Source organism: Saprospiraceae bacterium (genome assembly GCA_016710235.1).
In the GTDB taxonomy this organism is placed as follows: Bacteria; Bacteroidota; Bacteroidia; order Chitinophagales; family Saprospiraceae; genus Vicinibacter.
Map to the genome: position 1 here is coordinate 3,377,991 of JADJLG010000001.1, position 18,058 is coordinate 3,396,048.

Here is an 18,058-nt window from a genome sequence, read left to right on the forward strand (position 1 = left end):
AAATTTGAGCACAATCTCACATTCTTTGGATAAGAAAACTGTACAAAATCCTCTTTTGAAGATCTTTCAGTTCATTTATCGAAATTGTTGCTGAATTGAATAAAAGATAAAAGATGAAAATTCAAATTACTTTTCCTGATGGTCGAGTTGCTGATTATGAAAAAGGTGCAACTCCAATGCAAATTGCGACAAGCATAAGTGAAGGACTGGCTAGAAGTGTATTAGCCGCTAAAGTCAATGGGGAGGTAGTAGATGCATCTCGCCCGATAGAAGTTAATGCGACACTTCAATTACTCACATGGAACGATAAAGAAGGCAAAAGCACTTTCTGGCATTCATCAGCTCACCTGATGGCTGAAGCGCTTGAATCATTGTACCCAAACATCAAGTTTGGGATAGGGCCTCCTATCGAAGCCGGATTCTATTATGATATTGATTCCGGAGATCGAACTTTAAGCCCTGATGATCTCGTGCAAATAGAAAAGAAAATGTCAGAACTGGCAAAACAAAATAATAATTACGAGCGGTCAGCAGTTTCTAAAGCAGAAGCTCTGGAATATTTCACCAAGAAGAATGATGAATACAAGCTTGAACTGATACGTGAATTAGAAGATGGAAAAATTAGTTTTTACAAACAAGGCAATTTTGTTGATCTATGTAAAGGTCCCCACATTCCAAATACCGGCCACATCAAAGCAGTAAAACTTCTCAGCCTTGCAGGAGCATACTGGAGAGGTGACGAAACAAGAAAACAACTGACCAGAATTTATGGAATCAGTTTTCCAAAAGCCAAAGAACTTGAAGATTATCTCCACATGCTCGAGGAGGCTAAAAAACGAGACCATCGCAAGTTGGGTCAAGAATTGGAGCTTTTTATGTTTTCTGAAAAAGTAGGCGCTGGTCTACCCATATGGTTGCCCAAAGGGACTGCTTTGCGACAACGACTAGAGGATTTTCTCAAAGCTGAACAGATTAAAAGAGGGTACACACCTGTAATTACTCCACACATAGGACATAAAAATTTATACATCACCAGCGGTCATTGGGAAAAATATGGTGCAGATTCCTTTCAATCCATCAAAACTCCGCGCGAAGGTGAAGAATTCCTTCTCAAACCTATGAACTGTCCTCATCATTGCGAAATTTATGGTCACAAGCCTCGTTCATACAAAGAACTTCCACTGCGAATAGCTGAATTTGGAACAGTATATCGTTATGAGCAAAGTGGAGAGTTACACGGTTTGACTCGAGTGAGATGTTTCACTCAAGACGATGCTCATATTTTCTGTACTCCAGATCAGGTAAAGGGTGAGTTTTTAGAAGTCATGAATCTGACGATGTTAGTGATCAGAAAACTTGGATTTGACAATTTCACCGCACAGATTTCATTAAGGGATCCGGAGAATAAAAGTAAATATATCGGATCTGAGGAGAATTGGATTAAAGCAGAACAAGCCATTATAGATGCAACACAGGAAGCCGGATTAATGACTACCACTGAATTAGGAGAAGCTGCATTCTATGGACCAAAGTTGGATTTTATGGTCAAGGATGCTTTGGGAAGAAGCTGGCAACTTGGAACCATACAGGTAGATTATAATCTACCTGAAAGATTTCAACTTGAATACATTGGGGCAGACAATGCCAAACACAGGCCGGTAATGATCCATCGAGCGCCTTTTGGATCCATGGAACGCTTTATCGGTGTCCTTACAGAGCATTGCGCAGGTAAGTTTCCTCTTTGGCTGACACCTGAACAATATGTCATCCTACCGGTAAGCGATAAGTATTTGGATTATGCGAACGAGTTGCAAAATGAATTTACTTCTGCCGGATTGAGAGGATCTATAGATGATAGAACGGAATCTATTGGTAGAAAAATCAGGGACAATGAATTGAAAAAAATTCCATTCATGATCATTGCAGGTGAAAAAGAATCCCAAGAAAAAAATATATCTGTGCGCAAACAAGGGACCGGAGATCAAGGAAGTATGTCCATATCTGAATTTGTAAATCAAATAAAAGAGTTAATCCAATAACTGCAATTGAATTATAATCATCCGAATAAAAAAGAGAGAGTATTGAGGCTCTAGAAAATTAATTCAAATTTATAACAGGATTGAAATTTCATCTCAATATTAAAAAAATGCACGGATACCGGCGAACAATCCTGAAGAAGAGCCTGACCGTTTATAATTTGCCCGATATATATAATCAATAGAAAAAAGGTGAAAAATATTTTCAATCCCCGCACCAAATTCTAAGAATGGCTGCTTATCAGCTGTTTTATAAATTGAATTGTAATTGAAGTCTTTATTTTGCTGACTTAAATCACCCCAGAACGAATTAACGAGAATTCTTTCACGCCAGCCCAATTTATTGATACCTGGGATATAATCAAAAAATGTCCCCCCAAATGAAATTGTTGCCTGGACACTTGCGTATCTATCAGCTACAAATTCGTATTTATTCATAGTATTGAAAGCATACTTGGTTGTAAAATAACTTTCATTTCCTCTCGGAATATATGCCAATAATAAAGGAACTTTCCCAAAAATTTTCCCTACATCCGCATTCCAACTAATCGTCCACTTTGGAGTAATGTAAGTTCTGTGCAAAATACCAATGTTCCATTTTTGAAAATTAAAATGTGATTCTTTCCATTGGATGCTATGTGTATAAGATAGATTAACAGTGGGATATCTACTTCCAAGACTTCTCCTTTCATAATCAAAAATCCTGGCCCTTTCCCTGTATGCATATCTAAGAGCAATACTCACCTCACTGCTATTGATCACACTGAGTTCAGGCGAAATGTCAGGCGTTTTTTCCGGACTGATAAATTCGGGATTTCTGCATATATAATTAATTTGGAATGGCGTCAAGGTCCTATGGATGCCCCCTACGCGAAAATACCAATCAGAAGCAAATTGCTGATCATGCGATAGGTTCCATTGTTCCTGAAGGACCCTCTGATAAGGCACTTTTTTTCTAAAAATAGTATTGACAATATTGTCTGCATCAAGAGCATCATACCATTCAGAAGCAATCAAAAAATCATTACCATAAAAAGCTTCAGACTTTGTATAAGGTTGTACATTCCACAATTGTTTGATACCAAAAGAACCTTTCCATTTTCCATCTTTTAATCCGTAAGCAAGATGACTATATAGACCGGTTTTTTTCATCCAAGCCTCATCTGTTCTGACACGCACCCTGAATCGCCAGCCTTCTATTTCATTTTTACTTACCAAAGATCCATAAGGTCCAATCCACAATTTATTGTTCCAATTATACCATCCCGTTGTTATTGTTTTAAATAAAATATCTTTGAGTTTTTGTATCTTATTATTGTTGATCGCTTCAGCCATATCATATATGGCACTTTCTCTGGATGATAAGCTATCCGGTCTTGCTGATTTCCAAAATTCGTCTGAATGTCCACTATCATATACACGCATTACAGCACTGGTACCGATTCTGGTATTGGTTTTTGATTCTGAAGGATTAAGTCTGACATCGTAATAAGTATTTTTCACAGTGGCAACTAATCTTCTATCATCATTGATCAATGGTAATGGAATTCCTATCAATTCGAGTCCTGCTTCGTACTGCAATAGTAATTCATTGCGCTTGAGATACCATTTATTTAATTTAGTCAGTGGATCAAAACTTTGATCATACTGAACTTTAATTTGCATTTTTTCTACAAAATTTAAATTGGCTTCTTTGCTTAATCTTAAATCTGCCTGCACTAAGGCAAAGCTACTGTCATGGATTACAATATTTCCGGTAAAAACATTGCCATGCCAGGATTTGGGTATAAGTTGAAGGGTGATATTGAAATGTCCATCGTTTGTAGAAGAACTGTCTTCGATATAGTAATCGTAATAATCTAATGCAAGGCTTCCAATAGGACTCACGAAGGCCTTTGTATAGATGACTATCTTTGATTGGTACAAATCAAGGACTTCATCCATTCTGCACATATGTTCGAGCAATTTATCGCTCTCAAGGTTTGTTTTCTTTACGGCTATTAAATTTTCAGTCTCACCAAAAGGATCATTAGTTAAAATGTATGAAGAAATACTCTCACTAAAAAACAATGGTATTTCAGATTTAGAAGTATCAGTATCTGACTTGTTAGCATTATGAGCTTTCACTCTGGATGAAAAAATAAAATCCAATGGATCTGCAGCACTCATTTCCCGGGGATGGAACAAATAAACCTCATTGCGTTCCCACCTTTTTGATTCCATTTTTTTAATCGTCGAAGGATCATTTTTAGGATTGGCTGCAATCACTTTTTTCATGATTGTTTTACCTGGATTTGGATCAGCCTTAATAATAATTTCAGGTAGTTCTCCTACATTTTCTTCGAGAAATATTTCAAATTCCTGTGTACTGTTACCGCTCAGCGCAATGTACTTGGGATAATATCCGATATAGGTAATGATTAAACTATCAACATCTTTTGGAAATGCCTTGAATGAAAACTTTCCCAAACTATCTGTATATGTCCCTGCAGTGCGGCTCGTTATGGTAAGCGGAACAAATTCCAATGGTTGAAGTGACTTCTTGTCTTTTACAAAACCTTTGATGGTGATGGGTCTTTGCCCTATTGCTGCCTGAGACACAAAGATCAACAGATAGAAAAAAAAGAAGCGATAACTGAGTGAATTAGAACTCATAATTGGTGGTAAAAATAATTCATTCTCATATTAGCAAGCTTGTTCATCTTACTTTTTTAAAAAGAAATTGCTTATGGATTTGAATTCCCTTGATTAAAAAAATATCCTTTAGACCAGTTTTTTTGTCACCTTGACAGCATAGACCATAGGAATACGATATGGAATATGAGAGAATCTATATTTACCTGGTTCATGAAGGCTTAATTTGCTAAAACAATTGTAGGGTGAATAATCATGTTCTGAAAAATGACTAAGTTGAAGATTCCTTTCCAACAATGCAGAAATCACTTCTGCTAATCCATGGTTCCAACTCATGGTTTTAGTTCTAATCGGTGCATATCGATCTGCATAGCTACCTTCTTCTTCTTCCAAAATTGGATCAGAATTGAAATAATCATACGATATAGCCTTCATATCAGAATCAAAAGCCCAAACAAAAGGGTGAAATTCAACAAGGACAAAAGTTCCTCCAGGTTTTAAGTAATAGTTTACAGTTTCTGCCCATTTTGATATATCCGGCAACCACCCGATTGTGCCATACGATGTATATATAATATCAAATGATTCATAAAGATCCGTTTGTAAATCAAAAATGTCAGAACAAATGAACCGAGCATCCAAGCCCAATCGCTTTGTAAGCTCATTTGCTTCCAAGATAGCTGCCTCAGAAAAATCAATGCCTGTGACCAGAGCACCCCGGCGCGCTAGATTTAAGGTATCCATCCCAAAATGACATTGCAAATGCAGCAAATTCTTTCCCCTGATTTCCCCAAGTAATCCCAAATCTAAATCAGGTAAAATATCCCGATCACTATTCAAAAATCCCTGTACATCATACATTTCAGATCCCAGATGTACCGGCACTCTGGCGTTCCAGGTTGCTTTATTTAATTGGATATATGTTGATTTGTCCATTATTTGATTCTAAAAAAGAAGAGCAGAATTTTCATCCTGCTCTTCTTATATTATTCAATTTTAAACTATTTATAATCATCCAGATAGATAAGAATAACTCACATCTAAAAGGAGCATTATATCTAATCGATTACATCCTGCGGATGATTTCATCACCAAACTCAGAGCATTTGAGCAAGGTGGCACCTACCATCAATCTGTGAAAGTCGTAGGTCACGCGTTTAGCACCAATTGCGCTTTCCAAAGCATTGATTATCATTTTTGCCGCTTCATTCCAACCCATATAATCGAACATCATGACGCCTGAAAGGATTACTGAGCTAGGATTAACTTTGTCCTGATCTGCATACTTTGGAGCTGTACCATGTGTTGCTTCGAAGATAGCATGTCCAGTAACGTAATTGATGTTGGCACCAGGCGCAATCCCAATTCCTCCTACCTGTGCAGCCAAAGCATCAGAAATGTAGTCTCCATTCAGATTGAGCGTTGCTATGACATCATATTCTGCGGGTCTAAGCAGAATTTGTTGCAGGAATGCGTCTGCTATTGCATCTTTTATAATGATCCCATTGGGTAATTTCATCCAAGGACCTCCGTCAAGAAGCTCTGCACCAAATTCGTTTTTCGCCAGAGCATAACCCCAATCCATGAATCCACCTTCCGTAAACTTCATAATATTTCCTTTATGAACCAAGGTGACGGATTTCTGATTTTGATTGATTGCATGCTCTATTGCTGCTCTTACAAGTCTTTCTGTCCCATCACGAGACACAGGTTTAATACCAAATCCAGAAGTTTCGGGAAATCTTATCTTATTGTATCGATCCGGAAAATTCTCCTTCATGAGTTCTTTAAACTTGATCGCATCCGGAGTACCCTGTTGAAATTCGATTCCTGCATAGATATCTTCGGTATTTTCCCTGAAAATGGTCATGTCCACTTTGCTTGGATCTGCCACAGGTGAAGGCACTCCTTCAAACCATCTGACAGGCCTCACACAAGCATATAAATCCAATTGTTGCCGCAAAGCAACATTGAGGGATCTTATGCCCCCTCCCACTGGTGTAGTCAATGGACCTTTGATCGCTACCAAATGCTCATTTATACTATCCAATGTCGCTTGTGGTAGCCAGTTTTGGGTTTGATTGAAAGCTTTCTCTCCCGCGAGAACTTCCAACCATTCGATTTTGCGGCTGCCACCATAAGCTTTTTGCACAGCTGCATCAAATACACGGACAGATGCATTCCAGATATCTCTACCCGTACCATCTCCTTCAATAAAAGGAATCACCGGATTGTCCGGCACGGCAAGTTTGCCGTTTGTGCAAGTTATTTTTTGATTACTCATTTGATTTGGTCTTAGATTAGTTCGTTTCTGAAAACAGTTTTCAGAATTCGGTGCAAAGGTAAGTAACTAAATCTCTTTTCCTGCGTTTTGAGACTAAGCTATTTTGGTAATTTCTTATACATTCGCCGTTGAATATGTTGCAAGTATCTAATTTTTATACTCCTTTTGATCTTTTCCAAGGAAATCGATGCTCTGCATTGATACTTCAAATAAACTTTCGCACAACCAAACTTATATTGATTGGCTGCTTCACACCGAAATCACAAGTCAAATTATGAGAAATCCGATCCTGGAATCTGGAAACGAGCATCTATTGCCAGAAGAAAAAGTAATAGAAAGGGCTTTACGACCGAAAGAGTTAGCCGATTTTTCAGGCCAGACTAAAATCGTGGACAATTTAAAAGTATTCATAGGTGCTGCAAAACTAAGGGGAGAGGCATTGGATCACGTTTTATTGCATGGACCTCCGGGTTTAGGTAAAACCACCTTATCCCACATTATAGCCAATGAGTTGGGAGCACAGCTCAAAATGACCTCAGGCCCGGTATTAGAAAAACCGGGAGATCTTGCAGGACTGCTGACCAATCTCCAGAAAGGAGACGTACTGTTTATAGACGAAATCCACCGTCTAAACACTGTTGTAGAAGAATATCTCTACTCGGCCATGGAAGACTACAGGATTGATATCATGATAGATTCCGGACCAAGTGCGCGAAGTATACAGCTCAATGTGGAGCCATTTACCTTGGTAGGTGCAACAACAAGAATGGGCTTACTCACCGCTCCATTGAGATCGAGATTTAGCATCAGTTGCCATTTGGATTATTACGATCATGAAACGTTAGCTCGTATTTTAAAACGTTCTTGCGGTATTTTGCAAGTGCCTTATACACAGCAAGGAATAGACGAAATCGCACGTAGGAGTAGAGGCACCCCTCGAATTGCCAATGCGCTGATGCGTCGATTGAGGGATTTTGCCCAAATGAAAGGTTCCGGAGAGATCGATCTGGATATTGCAGAATATGGACTTAATGCATTGCATGTCGATAATCATGGACTTGATGAAATGGACAATCGAATCCTGAGTAGTATTATTGAAAAATTCAATGGTGGTCCTGTCGGTCTTGGCACCATAGCTACAGCAGTAAGTGAGGACGCAGGCACAATAGAGGAGGTCCATGAACCTTTTTTGATCATGGAAGGATTTATCCACAGAACCACCAGAGGCAGAGTGGCAACTCCAAAGGCATTTTCTCACCTCGGTTATCAGACACCAAATGCAAACAATAGCCTCTTTTAATTTTAGGAAATGAGGCTTTGATCAACGAGATAAACTTTTTTTGTGGTACTCTTTTCCTGTTCTAGCTTTAAGCTTGGGCTGTTGGAGTGTTGAATGACATCGGTGGAAAACCTTGTGGCTCTGTATCAATTATGGTACCATATTGAGCTTCATACTTGTTGATATTGTCAGAAAGGGCTCTCAGCAATCTTTTCGCGTGTGAAGGTGAAAGAATAATTCTTGACTTGACCTTGGCTTTTGGAACGTTGGGCATTAACCTGATAAAATCTACCACAAATTCTGCATGGCTGTGAGATATAATGGCAAGGTTGGAATACACCCCTTCTGAAATTTCCTCTGTTAGTTCAATGTTCAATTGGTTGTTTGGATTCTGATTGTCGGACATGGTATTTTCTATTTTATTAACTAAACATCTGATAAGCTTGCAGGTTCAGCCCACCGAAAAAAGCATGAAGAATAAAATATTTCAGGATCTTCTGTTGTTTGAACTTATTTTACTTTCCCGGATGATATAGAATGGCCTATTGAGCACATTGGTATTGATCCTACTGATATATAAACCTATGATGCCCAACGAAAGTAATTGAACACCTCCGATAAACATACTGCTGATGATCAAAGAAGTCCACCCGGTAATCGTCTTTTCCAGGATGTAATGCGCATACAAAGCATAGAGTATGACTAAAAAAGAAATAGAACAGAATAAAAATCCCAATAATGACACTAGCTGTAAGGGTTTGTCAGAAAATCCTGTAATACCATCTAATGCCAATCTGACCATTTTGCTAAAAGTGTAACCACTTGATCCGGCTTTTCTCTTTTCCCGATCATATAAATACGCTGTTTGGCGAAAACCCAGCCATGCAATCTGGCCTCTGAGGAATTTAGTTTTCTCCGGCATTTGCTTTAAACAGTTGACAACCTTTTGATCTATCAACCGGAAATCTCCGGTATCAACAGGCATCGAAACTGAGGTCATCGATCTTAACAATCGATAAAATAACTTGGCAGTCCACAGTTTGAAAACACTCTCACCTTCCCGTCGTTTGCGCTGGGCATAAACAACATCATACCCCTTCTTGTATTCGATATAAAGCTGAGGAATTAATTCGGGAGGATCTTGCAAGTCCCCATCAATGATTACAACCGCTTTTCCTTCAACAGCATCTAATCCTGCTGAGACCGCTTGCTGGTGGCCGAAATTTCTGCTGAGGTCAATATAATCCACATTTTCATCATGGGCAGCAAAAGTGAGTATGACTTCCATAGATGCATCGTTGCTACCATCATTAATAAACAAAATTCTATAATTTTCTGAAACTTGCTTGGCGGCTTTTGTCAAACGTGCGTACAGTTCAAGCAAGATTTTCTCTTCATTGTATACAGGTACGATCACTACCAAATCAGGTAGGTTATTTTCAAGGTAACCGTTCATTAATTTTAAATGTTTGCACTTTTCCTTTTGTATCTAGGACTTCCACCTTATAATGCTCATTAATATATTGAATTACATGCGGCTGATATGCGATGACCACGTTTTCAGCCTGCAATTTAGTCCAATCTACAAAATCTATTGCTTTATCATGATCCCGGATCATGTATAAATAAAATAAATTGTGAGCATTATATCCATCAAAGGCCAAATAGCGTGCCGAAGATTTCAATTGTCCCCGGGATACTTTTTGCAAATAATACCCCAATTCATAGAATTCCACATCCCAGGGATACTCTACAGGGAGATAGGTCTTTTCCACTATTTTCTTATATGGCCAAGCGAATATTAGAAAAAGGAATATGTAGGGAATTGGATTCCGGTCAAAATTTTCAGAGAATCTCGCTTTCTTCAGCGCATCGAAAACCAAATTTATAAAAATGCTCACAGACAAGGCCATGAATGGGAAAGTCGGGGCATCGTACCATTCTAGTTTTGTGCCTGAAACAGAAATGATTAATAAATAAGTGAGCAAAAGAATTATCAAGTAAATACTCAATTTTTTCAACCTGACATCACGAGCAAATAGACCAATTGCCCAACCACACGGAACCAAATAAATCCAAAATGGTGACTGAAATTGAACAAAATTTGAATAATAGTACCAAAAAGGATGTTTGTGATTTTCAATGGTTTGTAAATATCTCCCACCTAATTCATTCTCCAATACGGCATTCAAATATCCTGGATCAATCAATTCTCTCGAAAGATAATAAATATAAATGGGCGATATAAAAATAAGAAAAGCAAAATAAATGTCCTTATTTTTCAAAAGACTTATCAGTTTACCCTCTATCAGGATAAAAATTAGATAAGCCGGAAAAAAAAGCAAACCAGCAACACTTTTGGTCAATACTGCAAGGGAAGACGAAATCGCAAAAAAATAAATATACTTTCTGTTAGGCTGATCAAGATAAAGAAAAAGAAAAATGCTACTACAAGTCGTAAATAAAACCAAGAGAGCATCATAATCTCCTGTCCTTGTGCAATGAATATTTATATAACCATGTGTGGTGATCAGGACCAACATTGCGACAAATCCGTACCAGAAATTTTGCAAATACCTGATTCCAAAAAACAATAAAAGCATGACAGTAAAAAATGCAGCAAATGCAGATGGCAAACGCACTGCTAATTCTCCTACTCCAAGGGCTTTCATTGCTAACACCTGCAACCAAATCAAGAGGGGTGGCTTAGTATTCCAATGGTCCGGCTTTCCTTCAAACGTAGTTACAAGACATCCACCATCTCTGTACATTTCATAGGCGTTTATAGCCAATCGTGATTCATCCCAAATCCGTATGGGAAGCCTGCTGAGATGTCCGAATATAGGGGAGTAAATCAAAATTGCAACAAGTAAAATTTTAAGGATAGTACTTAACTTATAACCCGCCACAATTTCATATATTTTCATTTTAGAAGGTAAATTGGAAGAAAAATTAAACTTGCAATAACCAATAACAAATATAAATATACACTAAAATTCAAATAGCCTACTAACATGCGTCAGTGCTACACCAGACAAAATTTTACTATTTGATGAAAAATTTTAACCAACCTTTCCGAAGCAAATAGAGTTTAGCGTAAGATTTAATTCCGGTATAAGCATATAAAAAGGGGTGAAAAAGATAAGGATACTTCTCTCTCCACTCTAATAAACGGAACATTTTGGCATTCTCAGGAGCGGGCTCACTGATTTGCGTCTGAGCAAAGTCTAGCACCTCCTGAACAAACTTCCGATATGTATAATTCCCAGACAAAATGATATCCTGGTATGCACGCTCGGCAATCTGCTCACAATATATCGGATCCTTTATTTTTTCAATTACCTCAGGGACATTGCTCCAGTCTTTCTTAACCTCAATATAATGCAAACCAGGCTTGAAAACTCCTGCATAATTTCCTTCGACAAGTACCTGACATGTTTTGGTCATGCAGGCCTCAAAATGACGTGGCGAGACAGTTGCCAGGCAAATATTATTATCGAGATTTGGAAAAACTGCAGTCTCCACTTCTGAAAAATCCGCCATTGGATTCTCAGTCTGGTATTTTTCGATTTTAGGACGCAGGTCCCCATAAAAATCCATTAAACTTGATCCACTTTCCACCCCCAAAACACATCGACAACTTGCCAGAAAATTATACCATTCATCTCCAAGAAAAACTTTCGAAGGATCATTAGAAACATCCATCCGAATCATGCCACTATATTTCCCAAATACTTCCGTAACTTTCCATTTCAAAACTCCCAAAGAACCCAACCAATAAGGATTTTTACGAGCCCGATATCCAAGATCAATATGTCTATCTTGAATTGGTAAAACAAATTCTTTGATATTATCTAAAGCTCTTTCGTCTACGTAACCTGGAAAAACAGTAAAGTAGTTCTTCAATCCTGACAAAGATTCAGGGTAAGCTTTCTGATAATCAGTCTCGAAAAAGCATGTATAAACTGTCTCAATACCTTGCTTGCGATAAAATCTACATATTAAATCATTGTAAATGTATTCATCTTGAGGCATAGCAATTTTACATCCCTTCAGCGATGCTAATATTGCAAACCCGGTATCATCTAATAAACTCCGCTTCTCTTGCATTTTTAATGCAAAAATCGAATAATGATAGATGATCAAATCAAACTTTCTATTCTTTAAAAACGATGGAACCCCAAAAGCATAATTTAAGTAAAATAATTTGTGATCCGAATAATTCTCAAATGCTCGTATACTTTCATCTATAGTATTTCTGTTTTTCTTTTCCCAACTATAATAAATGAGTAAAATATTCATTGAAACGGTACTATTCAATGCTCAAAATCATATTCGGAGTAATAAATTGAGTCATTCATTCTTTCAATTGCATCTTCAAATTTTGAGAAATATATACGATTCATTCGAACTCCATTCCCACTTTTAGGGTTCCTAATCCTGAAATACATGGCCAATAATTTCTTAAAAGCTAAAGACTTATAATACTTAATCAATTGCAAGGGTAAAAAATAAAATAATATTGCTAAATAAATTCTAACACCTCCTTCTCTAACTTTTGCTAAAAGTAATCTCCAGTGTTGGCTTTTTAATTCAGAATTTGGCCAATCGACCCTTATTAAATCGTAAAGAATCGTATTGTATAAATTCTTATAATTTATCTTCCAATTCAATTTCAATACATCAATCATATGCAAATAATCTCCTGCCACATGATTTTGTTGGCTAGAATATAATCCTTTTATAGGAAAATATTTCTCTGCAAGCACCATCTTATCTGACTCATAAAAAAAATTATAGGCCACATCAGGATACTTGGCACATCTTGCACCTGTAGAAACATTAGTTTGAAAACTTGACTGAAGTGGCAAGGTGACTTCTGCGCATCTCTTAACTTCGCTTAAAATAATAATCCTTGAAGTATAATCAGGAGCATACATCTGAAAAAAAGAATTGCTATCAATGTAATTCTGTATCAAATCCCTCTTAACACATCCCATAAATATTTTTCCAGAATGATAATAATCATTATCTTCGGAACGGTGCTTGTAAAATCCAAGCAAATAATCTAAAGTCTTTTTAGGATCATATAGAATGATATTATTATTATATCTCAAATTGTAAATAAATCCTTCATCCAAATTATTGTCTTCATCCGTTAAAACAAATGTACTTTCCCTCCAATTTAATAAATCCAAGTTATTTTTAGTTATTATTTTGTGAATCAATGATAAAGATTGTTTTTTAAGAAATATCTTATCTGTGAGTGCAGATACAAACTCTCCTTTCGCTTTAGATAATGCGAATGAATAATTTTCCGCCATACTTAAATTTCCACCTGTCCAAAAATAGGAAATTCGCGGATCATTAGAATATATATCAAATACAGGTCTAGCAGACTGACCAATAGAATTATCAGATATAATAATTTCAAAGTTTTTATACTTAGATTGAAGCATAGCAAACAAACACCTATCCAAAAATTTGGCTCTGTCTCTAGTGGGATACAAAAAACTTATAAATGGCATTATTTCACTCTTTTTAAATATCCTGAGGGTGCCACGCTTATCAATATTTTATTATCAACTTCATGATCGATTTCATACCTAAAATCTTCTTCCAGAAATAGTTGCAAAGCTGTCATAGGGTTATCGCCAACATCCCAGGGTCTATCTATATACTGATCTTTGGGGAGATGCTCAATGATTGTATCAAAAACAACCATATAACTATTCAAAGTTACAAACTCTGAATACACTTTTAACTCCCTATATACATGGTCATGTGTATGATTAGAGTCAAGACAAACCAAAATATTTTTATAACCTTTAACAATGCTTTTAACTGAATTCACTGTTGTATCAGAAGTTGACGATCCTTGAATCAATATAATTCTTTTACTCATAGGATGTGATTCAATTAATTCTCGATTAAACTGTCTAATATCTATATCTATCCCTAGAACCATTCTGTCGCCCCCAAGAAGCTCTAATAACGAGGCATAATAAACTATTGAACCTCCATGGGCAACACCAGTTTCAATTATCAAATCTGGCTTAACTCTCCATATGATTTCTTGCATTGCAATCATATCTTGTGGATAAGCAATTATTGGCCTACCTAGCCAAGAAAAATTATATGAATACTTTGAATTTATGCTTTGAAAAATAAACTCATCTTTAGCTTTCTGTAACGGAATATTTCCTTCTTGAGATGCAATTCTTGCTTGTTTTTCATTATAAAATTTAATAAACTCTGGATTCATAAGCATATTAAGTTTTTATTTGTAAGTTTAGAAATTTCTTGTAAATAAATGTTGTTCATAGTTATAATATTCTCAATGTGATGATTACCAATATTATCAGGTGCAATAATAGGGTGACCTGTTCCTCCAACAAATTTATTCCGCTTAAAGGGATTAATATCAATGACTGCTTTAATACGTTTTAAATCCGGATCTATTAAATTTAAAAAACTGGACCCTTTCCCTCCAGCTCCCCAAATAGCTAAATCACTAAATTGATTAACTAAATCTTGATATTTTAGAATCTTACTATCAAACTCAACTTTATAATCCGTAAATTCATTAGTAGTAATTGCAGATTTTCGTATGTCAGTTAGTTTAGCTACAACACCTATATATTGATAATTAAACAAATACTCAATTGAACAATTATTAAACATGGTAGAAATAGAACCTGGGTCGAAATAGTTACAATGTTCATAAAAAATATCTTCAACTGCATTATTATTAATGATCCAATCGAAAGTTGGGACTTCAATATAAATATAGCCTGAATAATTATTACATTCTGCAATCAAATTCAAAAATTCTAATGGATAAAAAATATGCTCTAAAGTGTGACGTAATATAATTAAATCCGCCTTTAAATAGCTGTATTGCGATGAAAAATAATCTTTAATAATTCTTGAATTATCTCCTTCGTAGGTAGGATCTATACCATGAATATCAACTCCCTTCTCCTGGAGCAGATTCAGAAAATAACCTTTACCACAGCCGACTTCTAGAACTTTACCATTAAGCAACTCCTTTTTTTGCAACAATCCTATAACATCTAACATATGACCCTGGAAAATTGATGAATTACTTTGCTCGTTATTATAATCTTGGTCGTATGAAAGAATTTCAGGATCAAAAGATGCATTAAACACAAATCCAGTATCAAGACACTGCATTAAGGTGACACTTCTTTTAAGTGAATTTCGAGCTTCTCTCTCACTAGAATAAACCTTATTCTGAAATATTGGAAGTGGTTTTTGATTGTACAATGATCTAAGATTCACTTTCTTTGACAATGGGCTATGATTAATCATTTGATAATTTATTTTGTAGTATTTGAGTTATTTAATATCCTTTTTAATAAATTAATATTACCCCAAAATTGCATAGGTTCATAATCTAAATATGGATAATGCCCAAGATTTAGTTTAATATTACTACCACAAGAATCGATATAATTTTGAACAAAATCCTTAATTTTAATACCTTTGCCACTACAATTATTCACAACACCATTGAAATTTTTATCCAATGATATTTTTGTTAAATTACTGGCCAATTTAGAAACCTCCAAAAAATCTCTTACTTGCTCCCCACCACTCATATTAAAATATTCCTGACCTTGATCAATTGCAAACTTCAATTGAGGTAATATTGATTTATTATTCTGACCCAATCCATAAGTATAAAATAGCCTTACCCATTTATAATTAAAATTATATTCTTTCCTTAAATCTTCAATATACTTTCTTAAAGCATTTTTTGCAATACCATATGCTGTAACTGGATTACAATCAAATGATTCCATCAATTCACCTTCTTGCATACCATATTCGAAACATGTTCCGACAATTGAAACAGATTTTAATCCTTGCTTAAGCAAATCTGATAAAAAATCAATTTGACGTGGGAGATAGAATCTACATGTAGCTCAGACTTATAATTTGGTAAACCTGGCCAGGCTAAATGTATTACTAAATCTGGACAACTAAAATATTCATAGAGGTTTAGAATTTTCTGATTAATTATATCATAGCTTATAAAATCAACCTTTGAAAACCATTCATACTGTTCCACTTTACTTAAACTAGTTGCTGAGGTAATAATCTTACAATCTGTTTCAAGCAATTTATTAACAACATGATTTCCAATAAATCCTGAAGCTCCGGTGACCAAAATTTTTTTCATTAAATTCCAATAAAATTATCAGTAATTAACTGATGATTTATATCTTTATCACTAATTTCAGAACAAGGTAGTGGCCAAGAAATATTAATCTTTGGATCATTATATCTGATTCCACCTTCTGAATTAATATTATAAAATTCACTTACCATGTAATTAACTTCACAATTATCCTCCAAAGTTTGAAATCCATGTGCAAAACCAATTGGAATATATAACATTTTTAAATTTTCCTGCGTCAGTTCAAATTGAAAGTATTTAAGAAAAGTTGAAGAATTTTTTCTAACATCAATTACAGTATCCAATATTGAACCTTTTACACACCTAACTAATTTGATCTCGCCATGTGGCGGATATTGAAAATGCATTCCTCTTATTGTCCCTTTTTTAGTTGATGTTGACAGATTTGATTGTAGCCAATTAATGTTTAATCCAGCTTCTTGAAACATTCTTGCACAATAAGTTCGCAAAAAGAAACCTCGATGATCGGGTTTAGGTTCAAGATACACTTCAAACAGCCCGGAACCACTTACTTCTATAATTTTCATATTATATCAAAATAATCTTTAATCTGCTGATCAGTTTTCATAATCTTTTCCGAGTCATTCACCATATACCATTCTAAAGTATACCGAATTGCCATATTTATATTCCACTTGGGAAGCCAACCGAGTTCTCTTTTTGCTTTAGAATTATCTAACATCAAAAGCTTAGCTTCATGAACATGATTTGTTGAAGAATCAATTGTAAAACTTCCATAACCCAATTCTTTTACACATGTTTTTACCAACTCTTGTACTTCTATACAATCACTTATTCCTGGACCAAAATTATATGAATACGACACTTTTAGCCTTTGTACATCCATAATAAATGCTAATTGCAGATATCCACTTAAGGATTCCAACACATGTTGAAATGGTCTCACTGCCTTGGGATTCCTGATTACAACCGGTTCTGAATTCTGAAATGCCTTGATCATATCCGGAAAAATTCGACCTTCTGACCAATCACCACCGCCTATTACATTTCCTGCTCGAGCAGTAGCTATCGTTACAAAATGAGTCGTATACTTCTCCGGATTAAAAAAACTATTGCGATAGGAAGAAACCAATACTTCACATGCAGCTTTACTTGAGCTATATGGATCATATCCGCCAAGCCTATCTGATTCTTTATACAAATATTCCTGTTCAATATTTTCGTAAACTTTATCCGTCGTAACTACGATAATATTACATTTAATATTTAATAATTTAACAGCTTCAAATAAATTCAAGGTGCCAATTACATTGGTCAAGTAAGTTTCCTTTGGCTGATCGTAACTTTGTCTTACTAAAGACTGTGCTGCTAAATGAAAAATAATCTCCGGACAAAACTCTTTGATTTCATTTTCAAGTTGCTTTTGATTCAGGATATCCAATTCAATGTGGTGGCATAAATTAAAGCCTTGGATTTGACCAAACAATTTTTGATTTGCATTAGGTGCTAAAGAAATACCTTTCACTTCTGCCCCCCACATCGATAATATTTTCAGCAACCACGAACCCTTAAAGCCGGTATGGCCTGTCAAAAGAATTTTTTTCTTGAAATAATATGATTTTAGTTCTTCACTCAAG

The 18,058-nt window shown here is 35.7% G+C and carries 16 protein-coding genes; 2 read left to right on the forward strand and 14 right to left on the reverse strand.

The window, feature by feature from the left end; all coding sequences use genetic code 11:
- Nucleotides 1-113 precede the first annotated feature (113 nt).
- On the forward strand, nt 114-2,039 hold the full coding sequence (thrS, locus tag IPI99_13435) for a threonine--tRNA ligase (protein ID MBK7341508.1): 1,926 nt from the start codon (nt 114-116) through the stop codon (nt 2,037-2,039).
- A 99-nt stretch (nt 2,040-2,138) separates the two neighbouring features.
- Here the strand turns inward: thrS and IPI99_13440 are convergent, their stop codons facing one another.
- From IPI99_13440 to icd, 3 genes are all read right to left on the reverse strand, one after another.
- Nucleotides 2,139-4,691 (reverse strand): carboxypeptidase-like regulatory domain-containing protein, encoded by a 2,553-nt coding sequence (locus IPI99_13440; protein ID MBK7341509.1) that lies wholly within the window; start codon nt 4,689-4,691, stop codon nt 2,139-2,141.
- Nucleotides 4,692-4,799: 108 nt separating this feature from the next.
- Nucleotides 4,800-5,606, reverse strand: coding sequence for a class I SAM-dependent methyltransferase (locus tag IPI99_13445; GenBank protein MBK7341510.1), 807 nt, complete (start codon nt 5,604-5,606; stop codon nt 4,800-4,802).
- A gap of 130 nt (nt 5,607-5,736) precedes the next feature.
- Nucleotides 5,737-6,954 (reverse strand): NADP-dependent isocitrate dehydrogenase, encoded by a 1,218-nt coding sequence (gene icd, locus IPI99_13450; protein MBK7341511.1) that lies wholly within the window; start codon nt 6,952-6,954, stop codon nt 5,737-5,739.
- Between the two features lie 274 nt (nt 6,955-7,228).
- Between icd and ruvB the strand changes: the two genes are divergently transcribed.
- Nucleotides 7,229-8,254: a Holliday junction branch migration DNA helicase RuvB gene (gene ruvB / locus IPI99_13455; GenBank protein ID MBK7341512.1), complete on the forward strand. Its 1,026-nt coding sequence runs from the start codon at nt 7,229-7,231 to the stop codon at nt 8,252-8,254.
- Between the two features lie 67 nt (nt 8,255-8,321).
- Here the strand turns inward: ruvB and IPI99_13460 are convergent, their stop codons facing one another.
- The 11 genes from IPI99_13460 to rfbG all read right to left on the reverse strand — a co-directional run bounded on the left by IPI99_13460 (nt 8,322) and on the right by rfbG (nt 18,057).
- Nucleotides 8,322-8,639, reverse strand: a complete 318-nt coding sequence (locus IPI99_13460) for a DUF3467 domain-containing protein (GenBank protein ID MBK7341513.1) — start codon at nt 8,637-8,639, stop codon at nt 8,322-8,324.
- Nucleotides 8,640-8,720: 81 nt separating this feature from the next.
- Nucleotides 8,721-9,689, reverse strand: coding sequence for a glycosyltransferase family 2 protein (locus IPI99_13465; GenBank protein MBK7341514.1), 969 nt, complete (start codon nt 9,687-9,689; stop codon nt 8,721-8,723).
- Nucleotides 9,673-11,160 carry a glycosyltransferase family 39 protein gene (locus IPI99_13470; GenBank protein MBK7341515.1) on the reverse strand — a complete coding sequence of 496 codons (1,488 nt, stop codon included), beginning with the start codon at nt 11,158-11,160 and terminating at the stop codon, nt 9,673-9,675. Before IPI99_13470 ends, IPI99_13465 begins: the two co-directional genes overlap by 17 nt.
- A 118-nt stretch (nt 11,161-11,278) precedes the next feature.
- A complete protein-coding gene (locus IPI99_13475) occupies nt 11,279-12,535 on the reverse strand; it encodes a glycosyltransferase family 1 protein (protein MBK7341516.1) in 1,257 nt (418 codons plus the stop codon).
- A gap of 14 nt (nt 12,536-12,549) precedes the next feature.
- The gene (locus IPI99_13480; GenBank protein MBK7341517.1) at nt 12,550-13,761 is read right to left on the reverse strand and encodes a glycosyltransferase family 2 protein; all 1,212 of its coding nucleotides are present in this window, start codon (nt 13,759-13,761) and stop codon (nt 12,550-12,552) included.
- Nucleotides 13,761-14,498 (reverse strand): cephalosporin hydroxylase family protein, encoded by a 738-nt coding sequence (locus IPI99_13485; GenBank protein MBK7341518.1) that lies wholly within the window; start codon nt 14,496-14,498, stop codon nt 13,761-13,763. The genes IPI99_13480 and IPI99_13485 overlap by 1 nt, the downstream gene beginning before the upstream one ends.
- Entirely contained in the window at nt 14,495-15,568 is a 1,074-nt protein-coding gene (locus IPI99_13490; GenBank protein MBK7341519.1) for a methyltransferase domain-containing protein, read from the reverse strand. Before IPI99_13490 ends, IPI99_13485 begins: the two co-directional genes overlap by 4 nt.
- An 8-nt stretch (nt 15,569-15,576) precedes the next feature.
- Entirely contained in the window at nt 15,577-16,137 is a 561-nt protein-coding gene (locus tag IPI99_13495; GenBank protein ID MBK7341520.1) for an NAD-dependent epimerase/dehydratase family protein, read from the reverse strand.
- On the reverse strand, nt 16,119-16,442 hold the full coding sequence (locus tag IPI99_13500) for an NAD(P)-dependent oxidoreductase (GenBank protein MBK7341521.1): 324 nt from the start codon (nt 16,440-16,442) through the stop codon (nt 16,119-16,121). Before IPI99_13500 ends, IPI99_13495 begins: the two co-directional genes overlap by 19 nt.
- The gene (gene rfbC, locus IPI99_13505) at nt 16,442-16,987 is read right to left on the reverse strand and encodes a dTDP-4-dehydrorhamnose 3,5-epimerase (GenBank protein ID MBK7341522.1); all 546 of its coding nucleotides are present in this window, start codon (nt 16,985-16,987) and stop codon (nt 16,442-16,444) included. The genes IPI99_13500 and rfbC overlap by 1 nt, the downstream gene beginning before the upstream one ends.
- Nucleotides 16,984-18,057 carry a CDP-glucose 4,6-dehydratase gene (rfbG, locus tag IPI99_13510; GenBank protein ID MBK7341523.1) on the reverse strand — a complete coding sequence of 358 codons (1,074 nt, stop codon included), beginning with the start codon at nt 18,055-18,057 and terminating at the stop codon, nt 16,984-16,986. The genes rfbC and rfbG overlap by 4 nt, the downstream gene beginning before the upstream one ends.
- Nucleotide 18,058 lies beyond the last annotated feature (1 nt).

What these genes read in the sequence shown, in the direction of transcription:
- thrS (MBK7341508.1), top strand. Translation starts at nt 114, where the DNA reads ATGAAAATTCAAATTACTTTTCCTGATGGTCGAGTTGCTGATTATGAA.
- IPI99_13440 (MBK7341509.1), bottom strand. Translation starts at nt 4,691, where the DNA reads ATGAGTTCTAATTCACTCAGTTATCGCTTCTTTTTTTTCTATCTGTTG.
- IPI99_13445 (MBK7341510.1), bottom strand. Translation starts at nt 5,606, where the DNA reads ATGGACAAATCAACATATATCCAATTAAATAAAGCAACCTGGAACGCC.
- icd (MBK7341511.1), bottom strand. Translation starts at nt 6,954, where the DNA reads ATGAGTAATCAAAAAATAACTTGCACAAACGGCAAACTTGCCGTGCCG.
- ruvB (MBK7341512.1), top strand. Translation starts at nt 7,229, where the DNA reads ATGAGAAATCCGATCCTGGAATCTGGAAACGAGCATCTATTGCCAGAA.
- IPI99_13460 (MBK7341513.1), bottom strand. Translation starts at nt 8,639, where the DNA reads ATGTCCGACAATCAGAATCCAAACAACCAATTGAACATTGAACTAACA.
- IPI99_13465 (MBK7341514.1), bottom strand. Translation starts at nt 9,689, where the DNA reads ATGAACGGTTACCTTGAAAATAACCTACCTGATTTGGTAGTGATCGTA.
- IPI99_13470 (MBK7341515.1), bottom strand. Translation starts at nt 11,160, where the DNA reads ATGAAAATATATGAAATTGTGGCGGGTTATAAGTTAAGTACTATCCTT.
- IPI99_13475 (MBK7341516.1), bottom strand. Translation starts at nt 12,535, where the DNA reads ATGAATATTTTACTCATTTATTATAGTTGGGAAAAGAAAAACAGAAAT.
- IPI99_13480 (MBK7341517.1), bottom strand. Translation starts at nt 13,761, where the DNA reads ATGCCATTTATAAGTTTTTTGTATCCCACTAGAGACAGAGCCAAATTT.
- IPI99_13485 (MBK7341518.1), bottom strand. Translation starts at nt 14,498, where the DNA reads ATGAATCCAGAGTTTATTAAATTTTATAATGAAAAACAAGCAAGAATT.
- IPI99_13490 (MBK7341519.1), bottom strand. Translation starts at nt 15,568, where the DNA reads ATGATTAATCATAGCCCATTGTCAAAGAAAGTGAATCTTAGATCATTG.
- IPI99_13500 (MBK7341521.1), bottom strand. Translation starts at nt 16,442, where the DNA reads ATGAAAAAAATTTTGGTCACCGGAGCTTCAGGATTTATTGGAAATCAT.
- rfbC (MBK7341522.1), bottom strand. Translation starts at nt 16,987, where the DNA reads ATGAAAATTATAGAAGTAAGTGGTTCCGGGCTGTTTGAAGTGTATCTT.